Source organism: Oceanisphaera sediminis (assembly GCF_039539745.1).
Lineage (GTDB): Bacteria > Pseudomonadota > Gammaproteobacteria > Enterobacterales > Aeromonadaceae > Oceanimonas > Oceanimonas sediminis.
In genome coordinates this window covers 70,366-96,460 of sequence record NZ_BAABDS010000004.1, presented here as the reverse complement: position 1 = coordinate 96,460, position 26,095 = coordinate 70,366, and the positions used below count along the sequence as shown (strand labels likewise).

Sequence of the window (26,095 nt, the reverse complement as noted above, 5' to 3'; positions counted from 1 at the left end):
ATTTTTTGTTTCCCAACTACCTGCGAGTGCCCACACAGTTTGCTTGATATATTGTTAAAGAGCGTTGACCTTACTCAGGTCAGGGATAAGCATTCTACGCTTCCCGTTCAATTCGTCAAGCAGTAAATGACTTTCTTTTTTCTGCTTGTGACCGTTGGCGTGTTGCCCCGTGTCAGTGGATGCGCATTATAGGGAACCGCTGATTTTGCGCAAGGGCTTTTTTGACAAAAACAGGCCCTTGATGACCAACAGCCCAAACACCCAGCAAAAACACAACTTAACCACAGATATACCCACAGAATGCATAACTGTTAGCACAGTGCGATTAAAAAACGCCTTGCTGAAGCACCACTATTGTCAGCTTTTGTTTCTTTATCTTACTTTGTTTCAACTATACCGATTATCCACTACATACTCGGCCCACACCTGGCCTGGGTGACATAACCGGCAGGCGCGCTGGCGCGACGAGCTTGTAACTATAGGTAGACCTTGGTTCTGGTCAATTTACACGCACTCAACCCAAAGGTGTCTTGTGCTTTGAACAGGATAAAATGTAGTATTCACCTATTATCCGTCCCCATAGTTAAATGGATATAACAAGGTCCTCCTAAGACTTAGTTGCAGGTTCGATTCCTGCTGGGGACGCCAGTATCTCCGTGATTCTCTTCGTATACTGCTCCATACAGCCCCATCTTTAACATCATCAACGATGTATATTTTCTGAATCTAAACTTAAGCTATTGATTTGATTGTTATTAAATAGCAACCTGTCGTTCCGGATCCAGGAATGAAGGTGCCATGACCCGTCTTGTTCCTTGTTTGTAGCCTCTCCCTGCGTGTAGCCGGGCCCGCCACAAACAGGGTGAGTCTTTCGTTACTCAGGAGTCATTGATGTCCAAAAACATTCTTATCACCGGCTGTTCTTCCGGTATCGGCCATACGGCAGCCCATTTTCTCAAGGAGAAAGGCTTCCGGGTCATCGCCTCGGCCCGGCATTCCGCTGATGTTAACTCGCTAAAACAACAAGGACTGGACGCCGTTCAGCTGGATCTCAATGATGAGGCCAGTATCGAGGCCGCGGTAGAGCAAACGTTACAACTGAGCGATGGTCGTCTTTATGGCCTGTTCAATAATGGTGCTTACGGTCAGCCGGGCGCGCTTGAAGACCTGCCGACCACGGCGCTGCGCGAGCAGTTCAATACCAACCTGTTTGGCACCCATCACCTGACCCGCCTGGTTTTGCCTACCATGCTGGCGGCCGGTGAAGGCCGTATTATTCAAAACAGCTCGGTACTGGGACTGGTCGCCATGCAATATAGAGGTGCCTACAATGCCTCCAAGTTTGCGCTGGAAGGCTATACCGATACTTTGCGCTTGGAACTGACCGGCACAGGCATACATGTCAGCCTGCTGGAACCCAGTCCTATAGAGACTCGTTTTCGCGCCAACGCCGAGGCCGCTTTTTTACGTCATATAGATGTTGAACAGAGCCGTCACCGGCAAGGTTACCGGCAAACCCTTGCCAGGCTGCAACAACCCGGCCCCAGCTCCCGCTTCAGCCTGGAGCCGGATGCCTGCATGGCGCCGCTATTGCATGCACTGACCAGCTCTCGCCCCAGGATTCGCTATCCGGTGACCCGGCCCACCGTGATGATGGGCTGGCTACGCCGTTTGCTCAGTGCTCGTGCGCTGGACAAACTGCTGCTCAAGGCCGGAGGGTAACTATTTAACCGAAGTGGCTGCCGTTTTCATAATACTGGCGGCCTTCAAGCCGGGTAAAAATAACGCAGATATCCTGCTCGGCACCGACCCTGGCCCGCAATGTTGTCGTAATTTCGGCCGCGACCTTGTCCTGTATCTCCAGTGGGCGTTCAAACCAGAGTACTTCCACTATAGGATAACCACTTATTACCTGACCCTTGGCCACAAATTCGGCGGGAATAAATTCCAGGGTAAAATGATCCAGCGGACTGCCAATCATGGGCGATAAGGTGTCGACCAAAGGTTTGCTGATTTGTTTGACCGTTTCACGGGACAGTCCACGAAAACGTAAATGAGGCATGATAGGTTCCTTGTTCTTGTGTGAATAACAACTTCGGCATCATAATCAAAGCCGAAGTACAAAACAGCGAGTGCCGATGAAAATATTATCTTTATTACTACTATGGTTCTGGAGCAGCATCACTCTGGCCGCTCCCGCCCTGTGGTCGGCCACAAAAGCGGGCCAACAGCTGTGGTTATTCGGCTCAATTCATCTTGCCGATAAACGCCTGACCTCACTGCCGGCGCCACTGCTGCACAGCCTGCAGCAAAGCGAGCAGCTGTTTCTGGAAGTCGACCCGGATGCTCTATCGCCGGCCACTCTGGCCCCTTTTATCACCATGTCGCCCGGTGACAGCTGGCATGCTCGGCTGGGCACTCCACTGGCCGATGAACTTGAACAGGCCATCAACGACATGGCATTGTCGCCACTGACATCACTGCCGCCCTGGTTTGCCGCCCTGCAGCTGACTCAGGCTCGGGCCCAGAAACTCGGTTTTACCAGTGAGCAGGGCGTCGATATGCAGATAATGCGTCTGGCCAGACAACGGCAACTTCCTATACGGGGGCTGGAAGCGCCAGATCTGGTGTTCAGCATGCTGGCCTCTCTGCCTGAACGGCAACTGGAAGCAGACTTTGTGCACCATACCCTGAATGAGCTGAACGATTTGCAACCGCACCTTGAGAAACTGCTGGACACCTGGCAAAGCGGAGACGAACAGGCCTTGCTCAGTCTGCTGCGCAACGAGCAGTCGCCCCCGCTGAACCGTTTTATCGAACAGGATTTGCTGCTGTCCCGCAATCGGCTGTGGCTGGAACACCTTAAAAGCCAGGCTCCGCAAAAGGCATTACTGGTGGTGGGCGCCCTGCATCTTTATGGCGAACATGGCCTGCTTCGATTATTGGAGCAAGACGGCTATACACTGAATAAAATGACGGAATGAATAATTAAATTGATAAATGATCTAACCCATTAATGATCCCTCACTTTATTGATCAGGATCAGCACAACCAGAAAACATCTCGCTAAGATGCATTCATAACGCATACGAAAGGAGACGACCCATGTCATTCTGGCTTGATTTAATGTTTGGGAGCGATGTTGGCTTGATGTCCATGCTGGTGATTATTGCAACCACGGTACTGATCTGCTTTTATGCCGGCTACTTTATTTATAAAGTCAGCAAAGCCGGTCCAAACGAGTAATTGAACGAGCTTGGCTCCATATTTAATACCCCGTTTTTAATAACGGCAGGTCTCACCTCCTCCCCGAGGCCTGTCGTTTCCTCTGTCCATTCAACTTAGTCATTCTGCTTCCTGTTTAACTTGATTATACTGCAGCTATTTATCATCTTGCGCTGTCAGAGCTGTTGTCTGCCTCTTTTCCGTTTTTCGGCTTGCCCATACCGGCAGTTCTATCGCGCAACTCATTCAAGGAAGCGCCCATGTCTTATCATGCTCTGAGTCAGCATTTCGAACAGCTCCATCATCTGCAACACCTTGGTGCCATCTGTGGCTGGGATCAGGCCACCATGATGCCGTCCGGCGGCAACGAAGCCCGGGCCGAAGCCCTGGGCACCCTGGCGGTGCTGTGCCATCAACAATTGCAGGATCCGCGGCTGGCCGACTGGTTTGCAGACGCCGAGCAGGAATCGTCGGCTCGGGAGCACAAGGTCAGTCTGGCCGAGATGCGCCGCCAGTGGCGCGATGCCACCCTGTTACCGGCCGATCTGGTGCGCGCCATGTCGCTGGCGGGTTCGCGCTGCGAGCATGCCTGGCGCAGTTTGCGCCCTGCCAACGACTGGGCCGGTTATCTGCCGTTGTTTGAAGAAGTGCTCAACCTGTCTCGCCAGGTCGCCTCGGCCCGGGCCGAGACGCTGGGTCTGTCCCGTTACGACAGCCTGCTGGAGCAATACGAGCCCGGCATGCGCAGCGCCCGGCTCGATACCCTGTTTGGCGGCCTGAAAAGCTGGTTGCCGGAATTGATCACTCAGGTACAGAACAAGCAGCGCAACGAGCCCATGCTGCAACCTCAAGGACCCTTTGCCATAGAACAACAACGGGCACTGGGGCTGGAGGTCATGACGCTGCTCGGCTTTGACTTCAATCATGGCCGGCTCGATGTCAGTGCCCACCCCTTCTGTGGCGGCGTCAGCGAAGATGTACGGCTCACCACCCGCTATAACGAGCAGGATGTGGCTCAGGCGCTGATGGGCATCATTCATGAAACCGGTCATGCCCGCTATGAACAGGGTTTACCTGCCCAATGGCGCCGGTTGCCGGTCGGCCAGGCCAGATCCATGGGGGTGCATGAATCCCAAAGCCTGTTCTTCGAAATGCAACTGGCCCGTCATCCCGCCTTTATCGCCCGACTGACTCCCTTGCTGGAGCGTCACTTCGGTGCCCAACCGGCTTTTGCCCCGGACAACATGGCCAGGCTTTACACTCGGGTCAGCCCCGGTCTGATCAGGGTCGACGCAGACGAAGTAACCTATCCGGCCCACATCATGCTGCGCTACGAAATAGAGCGGGATCTGATAGAAGGCAGAATGGAAGCCAGAGATCTGCCAGAGCGCTGGGATCAGCTGATGCAAACCTACCTGGGGCTGAGCACCAAGGGTAACTACAAGGACGGCTGCCTGCAGGACATTCACTGGACCGACGGCAGCTTCGGCTATTTTCCCAGTTACACCCTGGGTTCCATCTATGCGTCCCAGCAGGCCGCAGCCATGCAGCAACAGCAGAGATCACTGGAACAACTGATCGACAATAACTTGTCTTCTGTATTCGAATGGCTACAACAGCACATCTGGCAACACGCCAGCCTGCTGGAGACCGACACCCTGATTCAACAGGCTTGTGGTCAGTCACTGGATGCCACCGCCTTCAAACACCATCTGCAGCAAAGGTATCTGGGCTAATGCCGACTATGCTTAGCTCAGAGTTCCAGGGACGGAACTTCCTTGTCATGGAGGACGTGGTGATGGATGGAAAAAAGCCGCGCCATCAGCTGGTGGTGTTTTACGATGGCAGTTGCGAGGGCTGCATCAAGGACAGGGCGCGTTATGAACGTTGGGCAGGCAAAGGGGGGGACGATATTTACTGGTTTGATATCACGGGTCGGGAAGAAGTATTGTTGAGTCTGGGGATCAGTCCTTACAAGGCATTACGCGAGCTGCACGTACAAACCGCAGACGGAGAAGTGCGATCCGAGCTGGACGCCTATATTCTGTTGATGCAACGGGTGCCCCGGCTCAAGCCACTGGCCTGGTTGATTGGGCTGCCGCTGGTTCGGCCCTGTCTGTCCTGGATTTATCGTACCTGGGTTCAGCTACGACTGGAACGGCAAGGCCGAGGTTAACGCCACCACCCCGTAAACAACATCGAATACCCAAGCTGACGATATTGCCGGTATATGACGCTTTGAAGTCGCCAGGACAACATCGGCAGCATTCACCTTAATCTCGCAAACAGGGCTTACCATGCGCTACGCCAATATTACCGGTTGGGGGAAATGTCTGCCCCCCGCCGCCCTGAGTAACGACGATCTCGGCACCTTTCTCGACACTTCCGATGAGTGGATTCATAGCCGTACCGGCATTCGCTCGCGTCGCATTGCTCATGTCAGTACCTCGGCTCTGGCCACGGTAGCAGCCAGCCATGCCTTGGCCGCCGCCGATATGGAAGCGAGCCAGCTGGACTGCATTATCATGGCCACCGCCAGCCCGGACAGCATGGTGCCCAGCGCCGCTTCGGCGGTACAACAGTCGCTGGGGGCCGGCCGCGCGGCGGTATTCGACATCAATGCCGCCTGTACCGGCTTTATTTATGGCCTGAGCGTGGGCAGCGCCCTGATCAAGGCCGGCAGCATGCAGCGCGTACTGGTGATCGGCGCCGAACGACTGACCCATTATCTGGACTGGACCAAAAGAGATACCGCGGTACTGTTCGGAGACGGCGCCGGCGCCGTGATACTGGAGGCCAGTAGCCAGCCACTGGGGCTGCTCGCCGACAAGCTGGGCTGTGACGCCGAGGCCAGAGACATTCTTGCCGTACCCAACTCGGGCACCGACCGCCGTCGTTTCGAGCATATCGATGGCCTGTTCGAGGTCAATTTCGAGGGCAAGGAAATATTCAAGCGTGCGGTCAAGGGCATGGGCGATGCGGCCGCTCATGTGCTGGATCAGGCGGGGGTCACCGAGCAGGATATAGATCTGCTGCTGCCCCACCAGGCCAATATTCGCATTATCGAAACGCTGGCCAAAAAAATGGCATTGCCGCCAGAAAAGGTGATGGTGAACATAGCGCAGTACGGCAATACCTCTGCCGCTACCGTGCCCATCGCCCTGTGCGAGGCGCTGGAGCAGGGACGAGTCAAGCCCGGTGCTTTGTTGCTGACCGCCGCCTTTGGTGCCGGCCTGACCTGGGGCGCCGGCGTGATCCGCTGGGGCGATCGCATCACCCCGCTGAACCGCTCCGATGCAACCCTGCCGCCCTGCGAGCAAAGCGCACTGGAACTACTGGCACCGGCCATCATGGGCTGTCGCCAGGCCCACGGCGGCTGATATTCTGCAGTATAAGCAGTAATATCAATCTGGAAAACTAACTGATCTACTTGGCTTCACGGTAAAGGTCGAACGAAGGGTTCACTCCACCGACACGCTGAACCGCATCCCTGCGACGCTCAGCACATGACGTCCTGTCATGTGATGGTCGCTGGAGTAGAATCCTTCATCCTCCCTAATGCTGCGGAGTCGCCTATGAAGCGACCTCCAGACAACTCGATGCTAAGGAGAGGTAACAGAGAGCGGCTCCCGCGACCGTGAAATGCCAGGGATGGCATTTCCGAGCCCCATGGATGGGTTTATGGCGTGTCGTGGGAGGTGACTCTGTTGCCTATCGTGTCCAGTTTTAGAATAGATATTTTTATTTAGATTGGTATAAGAGGTGAGGCTAATCGTCTCAGGCCATCGCCTTGACGGCGTTCAACACCTCCAGCATGCGGCCCGGCTGTACCGGCAGCCGGGGATTCAGATCACTCGACAGCCGCGCCAGGGTGCGCGGGTTCAGGTTGCTGCTGACGTCGGTCGGCAGCAGTTCGTCGCTCGCCCGTAACGGCTCGGCCCGCATCGCCAGCAATAAACGCAAGCTGTCTTGCTGCAGGCCACCGGCCAGGGCCGACAGCTCCGGCGCCCTGGTGCTGTCCTGTTGGTGCGCATAAAGCGGATTTTGCGCCGGCAGTTCGAAATGCTTTCGCCAATCCTGCTGCCCCTGCTCATTTTTTGTCTCTTCGATGCGCGGCAGATCCCGCGCATCTTCGGAAAGCAGCGCCAGCAGCAAACCAAAATCGCTACGACGGCCGTCGATGACCGCCTGGTTAAGGCGATCTCCGAGTTGGCTGTCGTTGACGAGCAGATTGGTATTAAGTTCTGGCAGCATAAAAAGTGCAAATATTAGGCATTTGAATGGTTATCGGCAGCAAGTCCGGTTTTTTTAGTAAAAAATTACCCTTTCGGGGTTCACAAGCTCCCTCTTTTTGGTAATATGCGCCCCACAAAGTGTGGAGGGGTTCCCGAGTGGCCAAAGGGATCAGACTGTAAATCTGACGGCTCAGCCTTCGCTGGTTCGAATCCAGCTCCCTCCACCATCTATTGTTAATCAGTGCCTGGGGCATTGATGTAAGACTTAAAAATTAAAACTGTTTAACGCACTTCATTAAACAGCAACAAGTTAACTCGTGGAGGGGTTCCCGAGTGGCCAAAGGGATCAGACTGTAAATCTGACGGCTCAGCCTTCGCTGGTTCGAATCCAGCTCCCTCCACCATCCTTTAAAAGCCGGTGCTCAGCACCGGCTTTTTTTATGTCTGCTGAAAACACCACTGGAAGCTGGAAGAAAGACTGTAAAAAAACCTGTGGTAGGGTCGAATAAATTCGACCCTAAAAAAAACACCGAGCTCACAAGCCCGGTGCTTTATAGCTTCGCTCTTACCGCTTTCAGCTTTCTATCCTTCAGGCTTTTCCTTCAGCGCCGCTTCCAGCCGTCGTTGCTGATGCTCCGGCGACTGGGTGTGCCGCGCCAGCAACCGGTACATGGCCGGCACGATAAACAGCGTCAGCAAGGTCGCCAGTGCCACGCCGGCAAACACCACTATACCCACCGCCTGCCGACTTTCGGCGCCGGCACCGCTGGCCAGGATCAGCGGAATCGCGCCCGCCACCGTGGTAAAGGCGGTCATCAGAATGGGCCGCAAACGTCGCACCGACGCTTCGATTAACGCCTCGGCAAACGGCTGCCCCCGGTCACGCAGCTGGTTGGCAAACTCCACGATCAGAATGCCGTTTTTGGTCACCAATCCTATCAGCATCACCATGGCTATCTGACTGTAGGCGTTAAGGGTCATACCGGTAAAATACAGCCCCAGCAGGCCACCGAGCAGGCCAAGGGGTACCGTCAGCAGCACGATAAAGGGATGCACAAAGCTCTCGAACTGGGCCGCCAGGATCAGAAACACCACCACCAGCGCCAGCCCGAATACGAAGGCCACATCGCCCTGATTGCTCTTGTACTCCAGCGACTCGCCCTTGTAATCGACAGTGGCATTGTCGGGCAGCTGCTCGCGCACCAGAGCGTCCAGATAATCCAGCGCCTCACCCAGGCTATAGTTGCCGACCAGGTTGGCGCTGAGGGTAATCGCCTTCTTGCGATTGTAATGATTCAGTGACGGCGAAGCCCCCTGCTCGTTCAGGGTGACCAGGTTATCCAGCGACACCAGCTCGCCGCCACCGGCACGCAGATAGATGCCACCCAGATCACTGAGCTGTCTGAAGGCGTCTTGTTGCCCCTTGAGATAGACATCGTACTCTTCCCCCTGGCGGGCATAGGTGGTGATACCCTGGCCGCCGAGCATGACATTGAGACTGTCGGCCACCTCGGTCACCGAAATCCCCAGCTTGGCCGCCCGCTGCTGATCCACTTCCACCAGCAGCTCGGGTTTGGTCTGGGCGTAATCCAGATCCAGATCGCTCAGCCCCGGGTTATCCCGCGCCAGCCGCTGCAACTGTTCGGCCCAGCCATAAAGTTCGTCGTAGTCGGCCCCGCCCAGCACAAACTCCACCGGTGAGCTGGAGCCGCCCCGAATGGACGAGGGCAGTATCGGAATCACCAGCACATCGGCCACGTCCCGGGTCAGGCCGCGAATACGTCCGACGATGGCCTCGGCCGAGGGCTCGCGTTTATCCCAGGCTTCCAGGCTGGCGATGACGATACCGCTGTTCACCCCGCCACCGAAGCCGGGAGTGCGGACCGTCAGGCTGGTGACGGTGCCGTCCTGCTGCAAAGGCGCCAGGCGCGCTTCTACTTCCCCCATGGCCCGGCTCATGCGCTCGAAGCTGGCCCCTTCGGCTCCGCGCACCAGCACGAAGATCACGCCCCGGTCTTCCTTCGGAGTCAGACTCTGCGGTACTTCCCGAAACAACAGGGTAATGAGCCCCAGCGCCAGCACCATGGCCACCGGTGCCCACCAGCGATGACTCAGCTCGCTGCCGAGCAGGCGCCGATAACCCTGTTCCAGACGGGCAAAACCCGCATCGAAACGGCTCGCCAGCCAGCCCGGCTGCTGTTTGGGCTTGAGGATCTTGCTGGCCATTACCGGGGTCAGGGTCAGCGCCACCAGGGATGAAAAAGCCACAGCTCCGGCCAGCAATACCGCAAACTCGGTAAAAATACGGCCTATGATGCCGCCCATGAACACGATGGGCAGAAATACCGATACCAGAGTCAGCGTAGTGGCGATCACCGCAAACCCCACCTCGCGCGCACCGTGGTAGGCCGCCGCCAGCGGTGAGCGTCCCTGCTCCAGGTGATGGTGAATGTTCTCCAGCACCACTATGGCATCGTCCACCACCAGGCCGATGGCCATGATCAGCGCCATCAGGGTAATGAGGTTGACCGAGTAACCCAGCGCATAGGCCAGGATAAAGGCACTGACCAGCGACACCGGCACCGTTACCGCCGGGATCAGGGTGGCGCGCACCTGCCCCAGAAAGATGTAAATCACCAGTATCACCAGCCCCACCGTGATCATCAGGGTCTGATAGACCTCGCTGATGGCGCTGTCGATAAACACCGAACTATCGTAGGTCCAGGTCAACTCGGCCCCCTCGGGCAGGAAGGGCTGCTGGGCAATAATCGCCTGCTTGACCTCGTTCACCACATCCAGGGTATTGGCCTGAGTCTGCTTGACGATGCCCAGCCCCACCACGTTCTGGCCGTTGGAGCGAAACAGGGTATCTTCCGGCTTTTCTCCTTCCCAGATCTCGGCCACGTCACCCAGATAGACTCGAGCCCCCGAGTCGATACGGCGAATGCTCAGGGTCTGAAAGTTTACCGCCTGATCGTAACCACGCTGAATGCGGGCGGCGAAGTTCTGCTGGCTGTTTTCCAGGGTGCCGGCCGGCAACTCCACGTTCTGGGCACGCAGGGCGGCGCGGATATCGGCCACCGTGACCCCGCGCGAGGCCATGGCCACCGGATCGAGCCGCACGTTCATCACCCGCTCCTTACGCCCCCCCACCCAGACCGAGCTGACCCCGTCGAGCAGGCTGAAACGATCGGCCAGCACGTTCTGGGCATAGTCACCGAGTGCCAGTGGCGACATACCGGTGGAGCGCAGCGTGACCCATAAAATGACATCGTTACGCCCCGTGTCCTTGGTGACGATGGGGGCGTCGGCGTCATCGGGCAGGCCGCGGGACGCCCGGGCCACCGCTTCCCGTACATCGCTGGCGGCGTTGTCCAGGTTTCGCGCCGGATCGAATTCGATGGTGATGCTGGAGCGGCCGTCGCTGGTGCTGGAGCTGATAAATTTGACCCCGCTGATGCCCGACAACTCGTCTTCCAGTCGCTTGGTGACCTGCGTCTCCAGCACCCCGGCGCTGGCACCGGTATAATCGGTGCGTACCGTCACCACCGGTGAGGTGGTATCGGGCATTTCCCGAAGCGGCAACTCGAGAAAGGAAATCAGCCCGAATACGCACAACATCAGGCTCAGTACCGTGGCCAGTACCGGGCGGGAAATGGACAGATCAGAGAGCTTCACTCTGTACCTCCACCAGCATGCCGTCCCGTACCTTGACGGTGCCTTCGCTGATCACTTGCTCGCCGAGGGTGAGTCCGTCGGTAATGGTCACCCGCTCCCCCAGATTACGGCCTATGCTCACGTTGCGCCGACTGACCTTACCCTCGTCATCCACCACAAACACATAGCGCTGCTGGCCGGCATAGAGCAGGCTCTGAGCCGGAATTACCGTCAGGGTGTTGTTATCTATCCTCAGTTGCACCCGCATCAGCATGCCCGGCACCAGCAGCCCCTCGCTGTTATCAAACAGCAAGCGAACCCGGGCGTTGAGGGTGTCTTCATCCACGCGGGGGGCAATGACCGCCAGCTCACCGATAAAGGTCTGCTCGCCATAGGCTTCGGTATGCGCGCTCAACTGCTCCCCCACCTTGAGCAGACGAAAATATTTTTCCGGTACCGGCAGATCCAGCTTGAGGCTGCTCACATCAAACAGGTTTGCCACCGGTTCGTTGGCCCCGAGCAGGGCGCCGGGCGCCACATCGCTCAACCCCATCACACCACCAAAAGGGGCCTTGATGGTCAGATAGTCCGCCTGCACGCGAGCCGCCTGCAACTTGGCCTCGGCCATGGCTACCACCGCCTGCTGGCCGTTCAGCTCGGTCTGGGTGACCGCCTTGCGCCGGAACAGGGTCTGAAAGTTGTTAAGCACACGACGGGCGTCCATCAGCACCGCTTCGGCTTCGCGTACCGCCGCCTGTGCGGCTCTGTCATCCAGGCTGAGCAGCACCTGATCCCGAGCGATCATCTGGCCGGGCACGAAGTGCACCCTGGTCACCCGGGCACTGACCTGGGGAGAAATGGCCACCTGCTGACTGGCCTTGAGGGTACCAATCAGTTCAATGCCGGCCGTCACCGGCTGCTCGGTGACCCGTACCGTAGAGACCAGCGGCGCACTGCGGGCCAGTACCGCGCTCGGCGTCATGATCGACAGGCTCAACAGGCAGCTCAACCAGAGACCGGAGTGATGGTGATGACGAAACATGTTTTTATTCCTTTGTGCATATTGGACCTAGTGTACCCGTTTAGTGCGGCCAGACTATGTCAGCTACCGGTAAAGAGGTAACAAAGTGTGACAAAACCCCACTACGCTTAGTCGAGGATGCAACAGGGCTTAATCGAAGACACCACAAGCCGGCAGGAGCCTCGTCAAGGAGACAGTATGAAGCAGGGAAAAATTCTGATCACCGGGGTAGCCCAGGGGCTGGGACTGGGCATGAGCCGCTACTTTCTGCAACACAACTATCAGGTAGTGGGGGTCGATATCGACAAGGATGCCCTCACCCGGCTGGACGACGCCGGATTGCCCGGCCTGCAACTGGTTCACCTGGATGTCAGCGAAGAAACCTCGGTACAGGCGCTGAGTCGACTGATTGAACGTCAGTTCGGGCAGATCGACGGCATCATCAACAACGCCGCCATCAGCCAGCCCCATCATGAGCCACTGGCTCAGCTCCCCCTGTCGCACTGGCAGCGGGTGCTGGCAGTCAACCTTACCGGCCCCATGCTGATCAGCAAGCACGTGGCCCCCCTGCTCAAGCCGGGCGGGTCCATCATCAATATCGCCTCGACCCGGGCTCATCAGTCCGAGCCCGACAGCGAGGCCTATGCCGCCGCCAAGGGCGGACTCATCGCCCTGACGCATGCCATGGCCATCAGCCTGGGGCCGGATGTGCGGGTCAATGTCATCAGCCCGGGCTGGATTGATGTGAGTCGGCTGCAGCCAACCCCCATGGAGCCGGTTCCCAGCCGGCACGATCACGGCCAGCATCCGGCCGGCCGGGTGGGTGATGCCGACGATGTGGCGGCGCTGGCGCGTTTTCTGTTATCCGACGAAGCCAGCTTTATTACCGGTCAGGAATATATTATCGACGGCGGCATGAGCAAACGGATGATCTATCCGGACGGGGCGACTGCCGACTGACCCCGGTTTCTGCTAGCATGGCGGCCTCTTTTTAGCATCAGGCGCCGTAATGAAAGTTGTTTCCTTCAATATCAATGGACTCAGGGCGCGTTTGCATCAGTTGCAGGCGCTTATCGACAAACACCAGCCGGACATCATAGGTCTGCAGGAAATCAAGGTTCACGACGACGCCTTTCCGCTGGCCGCCGTGGAAGCCATGGGCTATCACGTGCACTTTCATGGCCAGAAAGCCCATTACGGCGTGGCCATGCTGAGCAAGCAGGCCCCGCTTGCAATCCAGAAGGGCTTTCCCGGTGATGAAGAAGATGCCCAGCGACGCATGATCATGGGGCGCTTCGCCCGCCCGGACGGAAGCGTGCTGACCGTGTTAAACGGGTATTTCCCTCAGGGCGAAAACCGCAGCCACGAAACCAAGTTTCCGGCCAAGACCCGCTTTTATGCGGATTTGCAACGCTATCTGACCGAACATCACCAGCCGGATGAGGCGGTTATCGTGATGGGAGACGTGAATATTTCCCATACGGATCTGGATATCGGCATCGGCGAACCCAACCGCAAGCGCTGGCTGCGCGAGGGTAAGTGCTCCTTCCTGCCGGAAGAACGGGAGTGGATGAACACGCTGATGGGCTGGGGACTGATCGACACCTGGCGGCTGCAGAATCCGCAGGAAAGCGAGCGTTATTCCTGGTTCGACTACCGCAGCAAGGGCTTCAACGACAATCGCGGCCTGCGTATCGACCTGATCCTCGCCACCCAGCCGCTGATAGAGCAGTTGATCGACACCGGTATCGACTACGAACTGCGCGGCATAGAAAAGCCCTCGGATCACGCCCCCATCTGGGCCACTTTTGGCTGAGGGATACATTGGAGCGGGATGGGGATAAGAGATACTTGCTGATGAGTATCTCTTTCTTCGTAGGGGCGAATTTATTCGACCAGGGTGTGGCCAGGAGCAACGCGGTCGAATGAATTCGACCCTACGGGACGAGCTGGCTTGCGGTTTTGTAGCCGCCGCTTCAGCTGGCGGATCAGACCACGCGAGACCGTCAGGCGATATGCAGTTCTTGCAGACATACCGTTACCTGCAAGTTATCAGTCCCGCTACAGCCCCAGTATTTCCTTGGCGAAGGGAATGCTGAGTTTGCGTTTGGCCTGAAAGGAAGCGTTGTCGAGCAGATCGAGAGCGGCAAGCAGGGTGCTCATATCACGTGACAGCCGGTTAAGCAGAAAGCGGCCCACATCGGTGGGCAGCTTGAAGCCGCGCAACTCGGCTCTCAGCTGCAGGGCGCTGAGCTTGCCTTCGTCATCCAGCGGTTTCAGCTGATAGGCCACGCCCCAATCGAGACGCGAAGCCAGATCCGGCAGTGCCAGCCCCAGGTTGCGCGGCGCGTTGATGGCACTGATCACCAGAGAGCCCGGAGCCCGCTCGCGGCGGCGATTGAAGAAGTTGAACACCGCCCGCTCCCACTCTGCCACCCCGGCAATGGCATCCAGATTATCCAGACACACCAGCGCCAGCAACTCCATGCCGTCCAGTATGCGCGTCGACATGTTCTGATAGCTGTCGAGCGAGATATAGGCCGCCGTCTCCCCCTCGCCATCCAGCTCGGCACAGGCGGCATGCAGCAGATGAGAGCGGCCACTGCCCTGCTGCCCCCAGAAATACAGCAGCTCGTCACCCTGGCCGATGGCCGCATTTTTAAGGGCAGTGATCAGCTGGGCGTTATCGCCCGGATAAAAACTGGCAAAGGTTTCATCATCCGGCAGCTGTACCGCCAGTGCCAACTGGGCTGGCTGGTTATCTTCTTCATCGCCGTTAATCACCTGTGGCTCCCGACCAGCTGAATTCCCGCTCACCGGTCACGGTCAGTCCGCTAATAGTGGTCAACGCCTGCAGCACGGCGGCGCGAGAGCCGGATATGTCCAGTCGATAACGCCCCTGAGAGCCGGCGCTGTCAACCACAAAAACCGACCCCACGCCATCGAGTTGGCGCAACTTGCGCTCCAGCAGTACCGAGTCTGCAAACCGGCGCAGACCGGACACCACTATGGTCAGTTCACCGCCGGCATCCACCTCGGCCAGTAACGGCTGTTCCGGCGCCGGATTGGCAGGCCGGGGCGCCCGTCTCTGTGCATGCCTTTCAACCCAGTAACGATTGAGACGCGCCATCAGTTTGGTCACCGCATCGGTGCCCGACTCCAGTTTGCCTTCGAGCAGCGGCGACGCTTGCTTGGAGCCGAACAGCTGCCAGCGGCCGCCCTCCGTGCCCTGCTCCACTGCCAGCCAGTATTCTGCGCCGTAGCGCCGGCTGGCCTCACGCAGAGCCTGGGCGGCAAACGGCTCGCGGGTGTCCAGCGTCATGTGCTCGTCCAGATCCCACAGTGGCCATAGCAGCGGTATCTGATAGGCATTAGAAGCTCGTCGCCAGGAGCGGTTTGCCTCGCTGCGGGCACGCCCCTCTTTCGATAACCACACCAGCACAGTCGGCCTCGGCGCCAGCGAAAACGGCAACTCGGCGCCTTGCAGCACGGCCAGCAACTCTGCTTCGTTGAACACGGCGTTATAACCGGATCCCGGCGGTTCGGACTGCAGGTAGCGCGACAGTTCGCGACCCACTTCATCCCGTACCCAGGAGTTCTGTGCCTGGCCGCCGGTCAGGCGATCCAGCACCAACTCCACCGCCTGGGTCCGCGCCTCGCTTCGGTTATAGGGGGCCGGGTCCAGATTAACCTCAAACACCGACTGAGCCGACGCGGCAGCCGAACACAGCAACAGCGTCGTCAGCAACAGATTTTTCAACATCAAGTTACCACTTTTGAAAAGCATAAGGCGCATGATAACCACAGACGTTAATGCAAACCAGACTCAATGGGGCTGTGCTCTGGGCAGTACCAGATTCAACAGTATGCCGACGATGCCACACAGGCTGATGCCCTGCAGGCTGAAACCGCCGATACCGAAGGCCATGCCGCCGATGCCGAAGATCAGGATCACCGCCACGATGCACAGGTTGCGTGCCTGCGACAAATCCACCTGATGCTTGATCAGGCTGTTCAGGCCGACGGTCGCGATGGAGCCGAACAGCAGAATCATGATGCCGCCCATCACCGGGGTCGGAATGCTCAGCATCAGGGCGCCGAATTTACCGACAAAGGCCAGCACGATGGCAAAGCCCGCCGCCCAGGTCATGATCACCGGGTTGAAATTCTTGGTCAGCATCACGGCGCCGGTCACCTCGGAATAGGTGGTATTGGGCGGACCACCGAACATAGACGCCCCAACGGTGGCCAGGCCATCACCCAGCAGGGTGCGGTGCAGACCCGGTTTCTTGATGTAATCCTTGCCGGTCACCGAGCTGATGGCCAGCACGTCACCGATATGTTCGATGGCGGGCGCGATGGCGACCGGCAGCATGAACAACACCGCCTGCCAATGCCATTCGGGAGCGACAAAATGCGGCAGAGAGAACCAGGCCGCCTCGCGTACCGGCGTAAAGTCGACCACGCCAAACCACAGCGCCAGGCTGTAGCCCACCGCGATGCCGGCGGTAATGGGCACCAGCCGAAATACCCCTTTGGCCACCGTGGATACCAGCAGGGTGGTCACCAGCGCCGACAGCGACAGCCACAACGCCACATCGTTGGCCATCATTTCGGATGCACCATCACCGCTCTTGCCGATGGCCATGTTCACCGCCATCGGCGCCAGCCCCAGACCGATCACCATGATCACCGGCCCGACGACCACCGGCGGCAACAGGCGAGTCAGCAAAGCGGTACCGCGCCAGCGTACCAGCTGGCTAAGCAGCACATACATGACACCGGCCGCCATCAATCCGCTCATGGTGGCGGGAATGCCCCAGGTTTGCACGCCGTACAGAATGGGGGCGATAAAGGCAAAAGAAGACGCCAGAAAAATCGGTACCTGACGCTTGGTGCACAACTGAAAAATCAGGGTGCCGAAACCGGCGGTAAACAGGGCCACGTTGGGATCCAGGCCGGTGATCAGTGGCATCAGCACCAGGGCGCCAAAGGCCACAAACAGCATCTGGGAGCCGGCCAAAGCCTGGCGCAACGGGGTATTGGCCGCACTCTGGCTGTGGGCCAGAACGTCGGGTTGATTAACTGAACTCATCTTTTATTTACCTTGAACAAACGGAAAAAAACCGGCCTGCGCCGGTTTTGACTTACTTGGTACCAAAAATCTTGTCGCCGGCATCACCGAGGCCGGGAATGATATAACCATTCTTGTCGAGCCGCTCGTCAACAGAGGCGCAATACAGCTCTACGTCCGGGTGAGCGGCTTCCAGCGCCTTGAGGCCTTCGGGGGCAGCCACCAGCACGATCACCTTGAAGTGCTGACAGCCTTTTTCCTTCAGCAAATCGATGGTGGCGATCATGGAGCCGCCGGTAGCCAGCATGGGATCGACGATCAGCGCCATCCGTTCGTCGATATGGCTGACCAGCTTGTTGAAGTAATGTACCGGTTGCAGGGTTTCTTCGTCACGATAAACCCCCACCACGCTGACCCGGGCACCGGGCATATGCTCCAGCACCCCGTCCATCATGCCCAGGCCGGCACGCAGAATCGGTACTACGGTCACTTTCTTGCCCTTGAGCTGATCAACATCGGTCGGGCCGTGCCAACCATTGATGGTGGTTTTCTCGGTTTCAAAATCGGCAGTGGCTTCATAGGTCAGCAGGCTGCCGACTTCCTTTGCCAGTTCACGAAAGCGTTTGGTACTGATATCGGCTTCCCGCATCAGACCCAGCTTGTGTTTCACCAAAGGGTGTTTAACTTCAACAACTTTCATCAACCTATTCTCCCGACGCCCTGACTGTATGCACATGCACAAAAAAACCGCGGGATTTTAGCATAAAATAGCGCCCTGCGGCAGACATTCAGGGTTAATTTTAGCAAAGGATGTCGTCTTCTTCCTGTTTAGCCTTGTTCGGCCCCTTGTTTTAAACTGTGAGTTTTAAACTGTGAGCCTGTCGTTAAAGGTGACGGGCATCTACCGAAGGTCCCCTATCAAGCGCCCGCCGGGCAATATCGAATCATCCACTCACATTCACTGCAAGAACATGGTCTGACAGGCCAACGTCGGTGGCACTGCCTCGCGCATTAAATTAGAATAGCGGCCGAAACAGTGACTAACAGCCGGCAACGGTGCCAACAGCCGCCAACAAGAGCCAACCGGTACCAGATCCGCTCCTAAATAAAATGACAAGGTAACCACTCGTGACGCAGAAAAAACCCCTGAGCTACAAAGATGCCGGTGTAGATATCGATGCCGGTAACGCCCTGGTTGAACGCATCAAAGGCGTCAGCCGTCGCACTCAACGCCCGGAAGTCATGGGTGGACTCGGGGGCTTCGGTGCCCTGTGCCAGCTGCCGACCGGTTACAAGGAACCGGTGCTGGTCGCCGGCACCGACGGCGTCGGCACCAAGCTGCGCCTGGCCATCGATCTCAAGCGTCATCAGGGCGTGGGCATCGATCTGGTCGCCATGTGCGTGAATGATCTGATTGTGCAGGGTGCCGAGCCGCTGTTCTTCCTCGACTACTACGCCACCGGCAAGCTGGACGTCGACACCGCCGCCGACGTGGTTACCGGTATCGGCGAAGGCTGCGAGCTAAGTGGTTGCGCCCTGATCGGTGGTGAAACCGCCGAAATGCCCGGCATGTACGAAGCCGGCGACTACGACCTGGCAGGTTTTTGTGTTGGTGTAGTAGAAAAAAGCGGAATTATCGACGGCACCAAAGTCGGCGCCGGTGATGCGCTGATCGCCTTAGGGTCAAGCGGCCCCCACTCCAACGGTTATTCCCTGATCCGCAAGGTGCTGGAAGTCAGCGAGGCCGATCTGCAACAGCCGCTGGGCGATGGCACCCTGGCCGATGCGCTGATGGCCCCGACCCGCATCTACGTGAAGCCGGTACTGGAGCTTATCAAGAACTTCGACATTCATGCGCTGAGCCACATCACCGGCGGCGGCTTCTGGGAAAACATTCCCCGCGTGCTGCCCAAGGGCGCCAAGGCGGTTATCGATGGCAGCAGCTGGCAGTGGCCGCAGGTGTTCAGCTGGTTGCAGCAGGCCGGTGGTGTGGAAACTCATGAAATGTATCGCACCTTCAACTGTGGTGTGGGCATGGTGATTGCCCTGCCGGCCGACCAGGCCGACGCCGCCGTCAAGTTCATGCAGGACGCGGGCGAGCAAGCCTGGGTTATCGGTCAGATCGACAATGCGGCCGACGGCGAAGAGCAGGTCGAGATCAAATGAAGCGTATCGTCGTCCTGATTTCCGGCAACGGCAGCAATCTGCAGGCGTTGCTGGATCAGTCCGCCGCCGGCCTGCTGGGCGGCGACGTGGTGGCCGTCGTCAGCAACAAGGCCGACGCCTATGGTCTGGAGCGTGCCCGCATGGCGGGCACGGCCACGGCGGTATTGCCCAGCAAGGACTACGCGGAGCGGGACAGCTTTGATGCGGCGTTAATGGCGCAGATCGACAGCTATACCCCCGACCTGGTGGTGCTGGCCGGCTTTATGCGCATCCTCACCCCCGGTTTTGTGCGCCATTATCAGGGACGAATGATCAATATTCATCCTTCCCTGCTGCCCAAATACCAGGGGCTGCATACGCATAAAAGAGCCATTGAAGCCGGTGACAGCGAGCACGGCTGCAGCGTGCACTTTGTTACCGAAGAGCTGGACGGCGGCCCGGTGGCATTGCAGGCAAGGGTACCCATCTTTGCCGGTGATGACGAAGCTGCCGTGGCCGAGCGGGTACAGGTGCAGGAGCACGCTATTTATCCGTTGGTGGTGCGCTGGTTCTGCGACGGTCGCCTGGTGATGCAGCAAGGTAGTGCCTTTTTGGACGGCACCTTGCTGCCCGCTCAGGGGCACGCCGGAGACTAATTTTCTTCTGCTACTGAAAAAGCGCGCTTGTGGTGACACAAGCGCGCTTTTTGTTGTGTGATACCAATCTAAGTAAAAATATGATCTATTTGAAACTGGATACTCGAGGAAACAGAGCCACCTCCCACGACACGCCATGAACCCATCCGTGGGGGCTCGGAAATGCCGTCCATGGCATTTCACGGTCGTGGGAGCCGATCTCTGTTGCCTCTCCTCAAGCACCGAGTTGTCTGCAGGTCGCTCCCACAGGCGACGCCGCAGCATTGGGGCGGATGAAGGGTTCTACTCCAGCGACCATCACATGACAGGATGTCATGTGCTGAGCGTCGCAGGGATGCGGTTCAGCGTGTCGGTGGAGTGAGCCCTTCGTTCGACCTTTACCGTGAAGCCAAGTAGATCAGTTAATTTCCCAGATTGGTATGATGCCGGGTAATTTCGGACAAAGGGCCCGCTCCAGCATCGCCTGTTGGCGCCATCTGCAGGGAACAAGCTCACAAATCGGTAGCGGCGATTCGTTCGCCCAGCAGGAAGAGGTTGAACTCGCCCGGTTGCATCTTGTGCCACTGCTCGTTGTTGGTCAGCGGCTGGGTGGCGATCACGGTCACGATATCGTTGGGGGTGGTTTCTTTCTGAAAGTCGATTTCGACTTCTTCGTCAATCAGCCGGGCCGGGCCGAAGGGGGCGCGACGGGTAATCCAGTGCAGGTTGTTGCTGCAATAGGTCATCAGGTATTCGCCGTCGGTAAGCAGCATGTTGAACACGCCGAGCGCACGCAACTGATCGCACAGGCCGGCCACATAACGGAACATGGCGGCCATGTCCGTGGCATCATGGGGTTTGGTGGGAAACTGGCGCTCCATGGCATCCAGAATCCAGCAAAAGGCGAGTTCGCTGTCGGTTTCACCCACCGGCTTGTGGCGCCCGGTTTCAAGATGGTCGTAACCGCTCAACTGGCCGTTGTGGGCAAAGGTCCAGTACCGGCCCCACAGCTCCCGGGTAAAGGGATGGGTATTTTCCAGCGCGATACCGCCCCGGTTGGCCTGGCGAATATGGCTGACCACAGAGCAGCTCTTGATCGGATACTCCTGCACCAGCCTGGCGATGCGCGACTGGCTGGACGGCTGCGGATCCTTGAAGGTACGCAAGCCCTTGCCTTCGTAAAACACGATACCCCAGCCATCCTTGTGGGGGCCGGTACGGCCGCCCCGCTGCATCAGGCCGGTAAAGCTGAAGCAGATATCGGTGGGTACGTTGGCGCTCATCCCTAGCAATTCACACATATCGCTTACTCTTGCTCCATTTCTTTTTCGACCAATTGAATCAGGATATGAATGATCTTGATGTGCACTTCCTGAATGCGATCCGCATAACCAAAGTGAGGGACGCGAATTTCCACATCCGCCAGACCGGCCATTTTGCCGCCGTCCTTGCCGGTCAGGGCAATGACCTGAATGCCCTTGGCCTTGGCCGCTTCAATGGCCTTGAGAATATTGCCGGAGTTACCGCTGGTAGAGAGGCCGAACAGCACGTCCCCTTCCCGCCCTACCGCTTCCAGATAGCGGGAAAATACGTATTCATAACCGAAGTCGTTGGCAACGCAAGACAAATGGCTGGGATCGGAGATGGCGATGGCCGGATAGCCCGGGCGGTTTTCCCGATAGCGCCCGGTCAGCTCTTCGGCAAAGTGCATGGCATCGCAATGAGAGCCGCCGTTGCCGCAAGACAACACCTTGCCACCGGCCTTGAAGCTGTCGGCCAGCAACTTGGCCGCCTGCTCGATGGCCTGAATGTTGGCATCATCGGCCAGAAAGCGATTCAGCACATCGGCGGCGTCGGTCAGTTCGCTACGGATCAGATCCTGATACATGAAATTGCCTCTCACTCACGATAAAAGGGCATTTTGGCATAAGTCACCCGCAGCGGGAAGCCGGGCGCTCCCAGCCACCGCCTGTTGTGGTGAGAGTGCGGCAGAATCGGGAAGAATAGCGCCCTTTTCTTTAACTTTTTCGCAGCTTGCTTTAAACATTTGTATGAATTACAACTAGGAGCACCCAAACAGGTCAGACCTCACAGCCGCACTGATGCCGGTAAAAGGAGTTATTGATGATTACCCTGCTGCTACTGCTGATTTCCTGGAGCATTCTGGCGTACCGCCGCTCTCGCCTGTCCACAACCACGCTTGTCAGCGCATTGGTACTGGCGATGGGCACCCTGCTGGGCGAGGTTCACTCCAGTCTCTGGCTGATTTTTGCCGTGCTGGCCGCGTTATTTAACCTGACGCCGCTGCGATCCGGCCTGCTCAGCCGCCCGCTGTTCGGCTTGTATAAAGGGCTGATGCCGGAGATGTCTTCCACCGAGCGCGAAGCCATCGAGGCCGGCACCACCTGGTGGGAGGCCGAGCTGTTTCGCGGCAAACCGAACTGGCAAACCCTGCACAACTACCCCAAACCGCAACTCAGTGCCGAAGAGCAGGCTTTTATGGATGGTCCGGTAGAGCAGGTATGCCGCATGACCAACGACTGGGAGGTGACCCACGAACGCGCCGATCTGTCGCCCGAGGTCTGGGATTACCTGAAAAAGCAGGGCTTCTTCGCCATGATCATCGAAAAGCAGTATGGCGGCCTGGCGTTTTCTGCCTACGCCCAGTCCCGCATCCTGCAAAAACTGTGCAGTACCAGCGCCGTGCTGGCTTCAACCGTCGGCGTGCCCAACTCGCTCGGCCCGGGCGAGTTGCTGCAGGAATACGGCACCCGGGAGCAAAAGGATCACTATCTGCCCCGGCTGGCCCGCGGCGAAGAGGTTCCCTGTTTTGCCCTCACCGGCCCGGAAGCCGGCTCGGACGCCGGCGCCATTCCCGATGTGGGCCTGGTGTGCATGGGCGAGTGGCAGGGCGAACAGGTACTGGGCATGCGTCTGACCTGGAACAAACGCTACATTACCCTGGCGCCCATCGCCACCGTGCTCGGGCTGGCGTTCAAGCTGAAAGATCCGCAAGGCTTGCTGGGCGGCGAGACCGATCTCGGCATTACCTGCGCCCTGATCCCCACCACCACTCTCGGCGTAAGAATAGGCCGCCGTCATTTTCCGCTGAACGTGCCCTTTCAGAACGGCCCCACTCAGGGCGAAGATGTGTTCGTGCCCATCGACTTCATCATCGGTGGTCGGCGAATGGCCGGTCAGGGCTGGCGCATGCTGATGGAATGCCTGTCGGTAGGCCGCGGCATCACCCTGCCCTCAACCGGCACCGCCGGTACCCGGGTCTCGGCACTGGCCTCCGGTGCCTACAGCCGTATTCGTCGCCAGTTTCGGCTGCCCATCGGCAAAATGGAAGGCATCGAAGAGCCGCTGGCTCGCCTCGGCGGTAACGCCTACCTGTCCGATGCCGCCAGCATGCTGACCGTAACCGGCATCGATCTGGGCGAAAAGCCTTCGGTGGTGTCGGCCATCGTCAAATATCATCTCACCGACCGCAGTCAGCGCAGCATCATCGACGCCATGGACATTCACGGCGGCAAGGGTATCTGCATGGGGCCCAACAACTACCTGGCCCGCGGCTATCAGGGCGCACCCATCGCCATCACGGTCGAAGGCGCCAACATCCTGACCCGCAGCATGATCATCTACGGCCAGGGAGCCATTCGCTGCCATCCTTACCTGCTGGCGGAGATGCTGTCGGTGCAGGAGCCGGATGCCGGCAAGGCGCTGACGCAATTCGACCAGGCCCTGTTTGGTCATCTCGGCTTTGCCATCGGTAACCTGGTGCGCAGCCTCTGGTTCGGCTTCACCGGGGCGCGCTTCAGCCCGACGCCGGTTTCTGATGACACAGCGCCTTATTACCGCCAGATGAATAGGTTGAGCGCCAACCTGAGCCTGTTGTCGGACCTGGCCATGGCCAGCCTGGGCGGTGAACTCAAGCGCAAGGAACGACTGTCGGCCCGCCTCGGTGACGTGCTGAGTCAGCTGTATCTGGTGTCCGCCACCCTCAAGCGCTTCAACGACGAAGGCCGCCCGGCCGAAGTGTTGCCGCTGGTGCACTGGGCCTGTCAGGATGGCCTGTACCGGGCACAAGTGGCACTGGTGGAGTTGCTCGACAACTTTCCCGCCCCCCTGTTGGGCAAAACCCTCAAATTTCTGCTGATGCCCTATGGGGCCCCGTTCAAACGGCCTTCGGACCGGCTGGATCATCAGGTTGCCCGCGCCCTGCAAACACCGGGACCGGTTCGCCAGCGCATCGGCGACGGGCTTTATCTGGCCGCCGAAGACGGCAACCCGCTGGGCATGCTGGAGCAGGCCTTCACCGACGTCCTCGCCGCCGAGCCGGTATTCGACAAAATCACCCAAATCCTCGGCCGCCGGGCCTTCACCCGGCTGGATCAGCTGGCTAAAGAGGCTCTGAGCGCCGACATCATTGACTCACAAGAAGCCGCCCTGCTGCAGCAGGCGGAAGTCAGCCGCTTGCGCACCATCAACGTCGACGACTTCGAGCCACAGGCGCTGGTGGCCAACAAGGCGCTGTTCAATGACGCCATGCTGAACAAGAGCACTTGATTGATGCTGGTCACCCGAGGCTTTTTGAGTACAATAATGATATACATTTAATACAATTAACTTGCAGGTCTGGCACATGGTCGTAAAACCCCGTATCGCAGCATTAATCAACCATTTGCAGCAAGGGCTGCTGGAACGGGACACCCCAGCCAGGCTGGCGCTGCTGGCGGCATTGTCCGGTGAACACCTGCTGTTGCTGGGCCCGCCCGGTACCGCCAAGAGTGAACTGGCTCGCCGCCTGCACACCCTGGTGGATGACGGCCGTTACTTCGAGCGGCTGCTGACTCGCTTTTCGGTGCCGGAAGAACTGTTCGGCCCGCTGTCCATCAAGGCGCTGGAGCAGGACCGCTACCTGCGCCAGACCAAGGGCTATCTGCCGGAAGCCGCCATCGCCTTTATCGATGAAATATTCAAGGCCAACAGCGCCATCCTCAACAGCCTGCTGACTCTGCTCAACGAACGCCAGTTCGACAACGGCAGCGAACGGGTGCGAGTGCCGCTGGTTTCGGTGATTGCCGCCAGCAACGAGCTGCCCGACGGCGCCGAGCTGAACGCGCTATACGACCGTTTTCTGCTGCGTTTTCAGGTGGCGCCGATACAGGACGACAGCTTTACCGCCCTGCTGACCCTGAATCACAATTATCAAGCACCCTCGCCCGAGCAGTGCCTGAGCCAGGACGATCTGAGTGCCATTCGCGACGGTGCCGAGCAACTGCCGCTGGCCGATGCGCTGATCCGGCTGCTGCACAGCCTGCGTGCCTTTCTGGCCGAGCAGGATATTCCGGTGTCGGATCGACGCTGGCGCAAGGTGGTCAAGCTGCTCAAGGTGTCCGCCTTCTGCAACAACGAGGCCGAAGCCGGCCTGTTCGATGCCTGGCTGTTGCCCCACTGCCTGTGGCAGCAACCGGAACAGTTCGAGCAACTGAACGACTGGCTGCACCGACACATCGCCGCCGATCCGGGTTTCAGCCCCGAACTGATCACCGAGCTGGTCGACAGCTGGCAGCAGCGGCTGGAGCAGGATGCGGATCCGGTGCTGCCGGCATTGAACGAACAGGGCTATCAGCTCTATCTGGACGAGCAGGGCCAACCGGTCACGGAAGCCCGGGGCCAGCGGCCGCGCCGCAATGCCCAGGGCGAGCCACTCTATCGTCAGCCCCGACTGCCGGACGCCAGCTTTACCGCCGATGAAATTCGCAACCTCGGCGGCAGTCTGGACCAATACCAGCCGCTGCTGGAAAGCTATCAGCGCCCCACCGCCCTGCAGCCCAAAGCCTGGCCGGCGGCGCACATCGCCTCGCGTCTGCGCCAGCTCGATGAACGCATCGACGAGCTGACTCATTATCTGGGTTGGCTGGACCGGCAGCTGAACGGCCTGAGCGAGCGCCTGCGCCAGCATCTATGGCTGGAGCAGGATCTGGCTAATCAGGCGACGCGTCAGCTGGAACGCCAGCAACAGCAATTGCAACAGCAACGGGAACGGTTACAACAGCTGCACCGTGACTTTGCCGCCCTGCCGGTCGAGGACTGAGCC

General features: G+C 58.4%; 22 protein-coding genes and 3 tRNA genes. 15 read left to right on the top strand and 10 right to left on the bottom strand.

The features are described from left to right. Positions 1 to 573: 573 nt before the first annotated feature. Both ABD827_RS01895 and ABD827_RS01890 read left to right on the top strand, forming a co-directional pair. Positions 574 to 648, top strand: a tRNA-Arg gene (locus ABD827_RS01895). Between the two features lie 243 nt (positions 649 to 891). Beyond that, entirely contained in the window at positions 892 to 1,722 is an 831-nt protein-coding gene (locus ABD827_RS01890) for an SDR family oxidoreductase (protein ID WP_344961825.1), read from the top strand. A 4-nt stretch (positions 1,723 to 1,726) separates the two neighbouring features. Here ABD827_RS01890 and ABD827_RS01885 read toward each other — a convergent pair whose 3' ends face one another. Further along, the gene (locus ABD827_RS01885; RefSeq protein ID WP_344961823.1) at positions 1,727 to 2,062 is read right to left on the bottom strand and encodes a DUF1904 family protein; all 336 of its coding nucleotides are present in this window, start codon (positions 2,060 to 2,062) and stop codon (positions 1,727 to 1,729) included. Positions 2,063 to 2,138: 76 nt separating this feature from the next. Here ABD827_RS01885 and ABD827_RS01880 point away from each other — a divergent pair, with 76 nt between their 5' ends. From ABD827_RS01880 to ABD827_RS01860, 5 genes are all read left to right on the top strand, one after another. Further along, positions 2,139 to 2,984, top strand: coding sequence for a TraB/GumN family protein (locus tag ABD827_RS01880; RefSeq protein ID WP_344961821.1), 846 nt, complete (start codon positions 2,139 to 2,141; stop codon positions 2,982 to 2,984). Positions 2,985 to 3,105: 121 nt separating this feature from the next. Continuing rightward, entirely contained in the window at positions 3,106 to 3,246 is a 141-nt protein-coding gene (locus ABD827_RS01875; RefSeq protein WP_298722914.1) for a DUF3149 domain-containing protein, read from the top strand. 239 nt (positions 3,247 to 3,485) lie between these two features. After that, positions 3,486 to 4,961, top strand: coding sequence for a carboxypeptidase M32 (locus ABD827_RS01870; protein ID WP_344961817.1), 1,476 nt, complete (start codon positions 3,486 to 3,488; stop codon positions 4,959 to 4,961). A 62-nt stretch (positions 4,962 to 5,023) separates the two neighbouring features. Then, positions 5,024 to 5,401, top strand: coding sequence for a thiol-disulfide oxidoreductase DCC family protein (locus ABD827_RS01865; protein ID WP_344961815.1), 378 nt, complete (start codon positions 5,024 to 5,026; stop codon positions 5,399 to 5,401). 121 nt (positions 5,402 to 5,522) lie between these two features. After that, positions 5,523 to 6,605, top strand: a complete 1,083-nt coding sequence (locus ABD827_RS01860) for a ketoacyl-ACP synthase III (RefSeq protein WP_344961813.1) — start codon at positions 5,523 to 5,525, stop codon at positions 6,603 to 6,605. Between the two features lie 397 nt (positions 6,606 to 7,002). On the opposite strand, the gene ABD827_RS01855 is transcribed toward ABD827_RS01860, so the two are convergent. Beyond that, complete coding sequence (locus ABD827_RS01855) at positions 7,003 to 7,479, bottom strand: VC2046/SO_2500 family protein (protein ID WP_344961811.1); 477 nt, start codon at positions 7,477 to 7,479, stop codon at positions 7,003 to 7,005. A gap of 123 nt (positions 7,480 to 7,602) precedes the next feature. On the opposite strand from ABD827_RS01855, the gene ABD827_RS01850 reads away from it, so the two are divergent. Together ABD827_RS01850 and ABD827_RS01845 are read left to right on the top strand one after the other, a co-directional pair. Then, positions 7,603 to 7,687 (top strand) — tRNA-Tyr (locus ABD827_RS01850). A gap of 92 nt (positions 7,688 to 7,779) precedes the next feature. Further along, positions 7,780 to 7,864, top strand: a tRNA-Tyr gene (locus ABD827_RS01845). A 178-nt stretch (positions 7,865 to 8,042) separates the two neighbouring features. Here ABD827_RS01845 and ABD827_RS01840 read toward each other — a convergent pair. Continuing rightward, the gene (locus tag ABD827_RS01840; protein WP_344961809.1) at positions 8,043 to 11,138 is read right to left on the bottom strand and encodes an efflux RND transporter permease subunit; all 3,096 of its coding nucleotides are present in this window, start codon (positions 11,136 to 11,138) and stop codon (positions 8,043 to 8,045) included. Then, complete coding sequence (locus ABD827_RS01835; protein WP_344961807.1) at positions 11,125 to 12,159, bottom strand: efflux RND transporter periplasmic adaptor subunit; 1,035 nt, start codon at positions 12,157 to 12,159, stop codon at positions 11,125 to 11,127. The genes ABD827_RS01840 and ABD827_RS01835 overlap by 14 nt, the downstream gene beginning before the upstream one ends. Positions 12,160 to 12,336: 177 nt before the next feature. Here ABD827_RS01835 and ABD827_RS01830 point away from each other — a divergent pair, with 177 nt between their 5' ends. Beyond that, positions 12,337 to 13,098, top strand: a complete 762-nt coding sequence (locus ABD827_RS01830) for an SDR family oxidoreductase (protein ID WP_344961805.1) — start codon at positions 12,337 to 12,339, stop codon at positions 13,096 to 13,098. Between the two features lie 49 nt (positions 13,099 to 13,147). Continuing rightward, positions 13,148 to 13,954, top strand: a complete 807-nt coding sequence (xthA, locus tag ABD827_RS01825; protein ID WP_344961803.1) for an exodeoxyribonuclease III — start codon at positions 13,148 to 13,150, stop codon at positions 13,952 to 13,954. A gap of 245 nt (positions 13,955 to 14,199) precedes the next feature. Here the strand turns inward: xthA and hda are convergent, their stop codons facing one another. The 4 genes from hda to upp all read right to left on the bottom strand — a co-directional run bounded on the left by hda (position 14,200) and on the right by upp (position 17,912). Next, on the bottom strand, positions 14,200 to 14,922 hold the full coding sequence (gene hda / locus ABD827_RS01820) for a DnaA inactivator Hda (RefSeq protein WP_425567952.1): 723 nt from the start codon (positions 14,920 to 14,922) through the stop codon (positions 14,200 to 14,202). Beyond that, positions 14,915 to 15,901: a DUF2066 domain-containing protein gene (locus ABD827_RS01815; protein ID WP_344961801.1), complete on the bottom strand. Its 987-nt coding sequence runs from the start codon at positions 15,899 to 15,901 to the stop codon at positions 14,915 to 14,917. Before ABD827_RS01815 ends, hda begins: the two co-directional genes overlap by 8 nt. Positions 15,902 to 15,964: 63 nt before the next feature. Continuing rightward, a complete protein-coding gene (locus ABD827_RS01810; protein WP_298722884.1) occupies positions 15,965 to 17,233 on the bottom strand; it encodes a uracil-xanthine permease family protein in 1,269 nt (422 codons plus the stop codon). Positions 17,234 to 17,285: 52 nt separating this feature from the next. Beyond that, positions 17,286 to 17,912: a uracil phosphoribosyltransferase gene (upp, locus tag ABD827_RS01805; RefSeq protein ID WP_298722881.1), complete on the bottom strand. Its 627-nt coding sequence runs from the start codon at positions 17,910 to 17,912 to the stop codon at positions 17,286 to 17,288. Positions 17,913 to 18,340: 428 nt separating this feature from the next. On the opposite strand from upp, the gene purM reads away from it, so the two are divergent. Beyond that, on the top strand, positions 18,341 to 19,378 hold the full coding sequence (gene purM, locus ABD827_RS01800) for a phosphoribosylformylglycinamidine cyclo-ligase (RefSeq protein WP_344961796.1): 1,038 nt from the start codon (positions 18,341 to 18,343) through the stop codon (positions 19,376 to 19,378). Continuing rightward, positions 19,375 to 20,013, top strand: a complete 639-nt coding sequence (purN, locus tag ABD827_RS01795) for a phosphoribosylglycinamide formyltransferase (protein ID WP_344961794.1) — start codon at positions 19,375 to 19,377, stop codon at positions 20,011 to 20,013. Before purM ends, purN begins: the two co-directional genes overlap by 4 nt. A 491-nt stretch (positions 20,014 to 20,504) precedes the next feature. Here purN and ABD827_RS01790 read toward each other — a convergent pair whose 3' ends face one another. Together ABD827_RS01790 and lpcA are read right to left on the bottom strand one after the other, a co-directional pair. Next, positions 20,505 to 21,293, bottom strand: coding sequence for a class II glutamine amidotransferase (locus tag ABD827_RS01790; protein WP_344961792.1), 789 nt, complete (start codon positions 21,291 to 21,293; stop codon positions 20,505 to 20,507). 5 nt (positions 21,294 to 21,298) lie between these two features. Next, positions 21,299 to 21,880, bottom strand: coding sequence for a D-sedoheptulose 7-phosphate isomerase (lpcA, locus tag ABD827_RS01785; RefSeq protein ID WP_344961790.1), 582 nt, complete (start codon positions 21,878 to 21,880; stop codon positions 21,299 to 21,301). A 236-nt stretch (positions 21,881 to 22,116) separates the two neighbouring features. On the opposite strand from lpcA, the gene fadE reads away from it, so the two are divergent. Together fadE and ABD827_RS01775 are read left to right on the top strand one after the other, a co-directional pair. Beyond that, positions 22,117 to 24,561, top strand: coding sequence for an acyl-CoA dehydrogenase FadE (gene fadE / locus ABD827_RS01780; protein WP_344961788.1), 2,445 nt, complete (start codon positions 22,117 to 22,119; stop codon positions 24,559 to 24,561). A 76-nt stretch (positions 24,562 to 24,637) separates the two neighbouring features. Continuing rightward, entirely contained in the window at positions 24,638 to 26,092 is a 1,455-nt protein-coding gene (locus tag ABD827_RS01775; RefSeq protein ID WP_344961786.1) for an AAA family ATPase, read from the top strand. Positions 26,093 to 26,095 lie beyond the last annotated feature (3 nt).

Bases quoted from the DNA above. Each gene is read 5' to 3' on its own strand.
- ABD827_RS01815 (WP_344961801.1), bottom strand. From the start codon at position 15,901: ATGTTGAAAAATCTGTTGCTGACGACGCTGTTGCTGTGTTCGGCTGCC.
- ABD827_RS01890 (WP_344961825.1), top strand. From the start codon at position 892: ATGTCCAAAAACATTCTTATCACCGGCTGTTCTTCCGGTATCGGCCAT.
- ABD827_RS01775 (WP_344961786.1), top strand. From the start codon at position 24,638: ATGGTCGTAAAACCCCGTATCGCAGCATTAATCAACCATTTGCAGCAA.
- ABD827_RS01865 (WP_344961815.1), top strand. From the start codon at position 5,024: ATGGATGGAAAAAAGCCGCGCCATCAGCTGGTGGTGTTTTACGATGGC.
- ABD827_RS01870 (WP_344961817.1), top strand. From the start codon at position 3,486: ATGTCTTATCATGCTCTGAGTCAGCATTTCGAACAGCTCCATCATCTG.
- ABD827_RS01885 (WP_344961823.1), bottom strand. From the start codon at position 2,062: ATGCCTCATTTACGTTTTCGTGGACTGTCCCGTGAAACGGTCAAACAA.
- fadE (WP_344961788.1), top strand. From the start codon at position 22,117: ATGATTACCCTGCTGCTACTGCTGATTTCCTGGAGCATTCTGGCGTAC.
- ABD827_RS01855 (WP_344961811.1), bottom strand. From the start codon at position 7,479: ATGCTGCCAGAACTTAATACCAATCTGCTCGTCAACGACAGCCAACTC.
- ABD827_RS01835 (WP_344961807.1), bottom strand. From the start codon at position 12,159: ATGTTTCGTCATCACCATCACTCCGGTCTCTGGTTGAGCTGCCTGTTG.
- ABD827_RS01790 (WP_344961792.1), bottom strand. From the start codon at position 21,293: ATGTGTGAATTGCTAGGGATGAGCGCCAACGTACCCACCGATATCTGC.
- lpcA (WP_344961790.1), bottom strand. From the start codon at position 21,880: ATGTATCAGGATCTGATCCGTAGCGAACTGACCGACGCCGCCGATGTG.
- ABD827_RS01830 (WP_344961805.1), top strand. From the start codon at position 12,337: ATGAAGCAGGGAAAAATTCTGATCACCGGGGTAGCCCAGGGGCTGGGA.
- ABD827_RS01880 (WP_344961821.1), top strand. From the start codon at position 2,139: ATGAAAATATTATCTTTATTACTACTATGGTTCTGGAGCAGCATCACT.
- ABD827_RS01875 (WP_298722914.1), top strand. From the start codon at position 3,106: ATGTCATTCTGGCTTGATTTAATGTTTGGGAGCGATGTTGGCTTGATG.
- upp (WP_298722881.1), bottom strand. From the start codon at position 17,912: ATGAAAGTTGTTGAAGTTAAACACCCTTTGGTGAAACACAAGCTGGGT.
- purN (WP_344961794.1), top strand. From the start codon at position 19,375: ATGAAGCGTATCGTCGTCCTGATTTCCGGCAACGGCAGCAATCTGCAG.
- ABD827_RS01860 (WP_344961813.1), top strand. From the start codon at position 5,523: ATGCGCTACGCCAATATTACCGGTTGGGGGAAATGTCTGCCCCCCGCC.
- xthA (WP_344961803.1), top strand. From the start codon at position 13,148: ATGAAAGTTGTTTCCTTCAATATCAATGGACTCAGGGCGCGTTTGCAT.
- ABD827_RS01810 (WP_298722884.1), bottom strand. From the start codon at position 17,233: ATGAGTTCAGTTAATCAACCCGACGTTCTGGCCCACAGCCAGAGTGCG.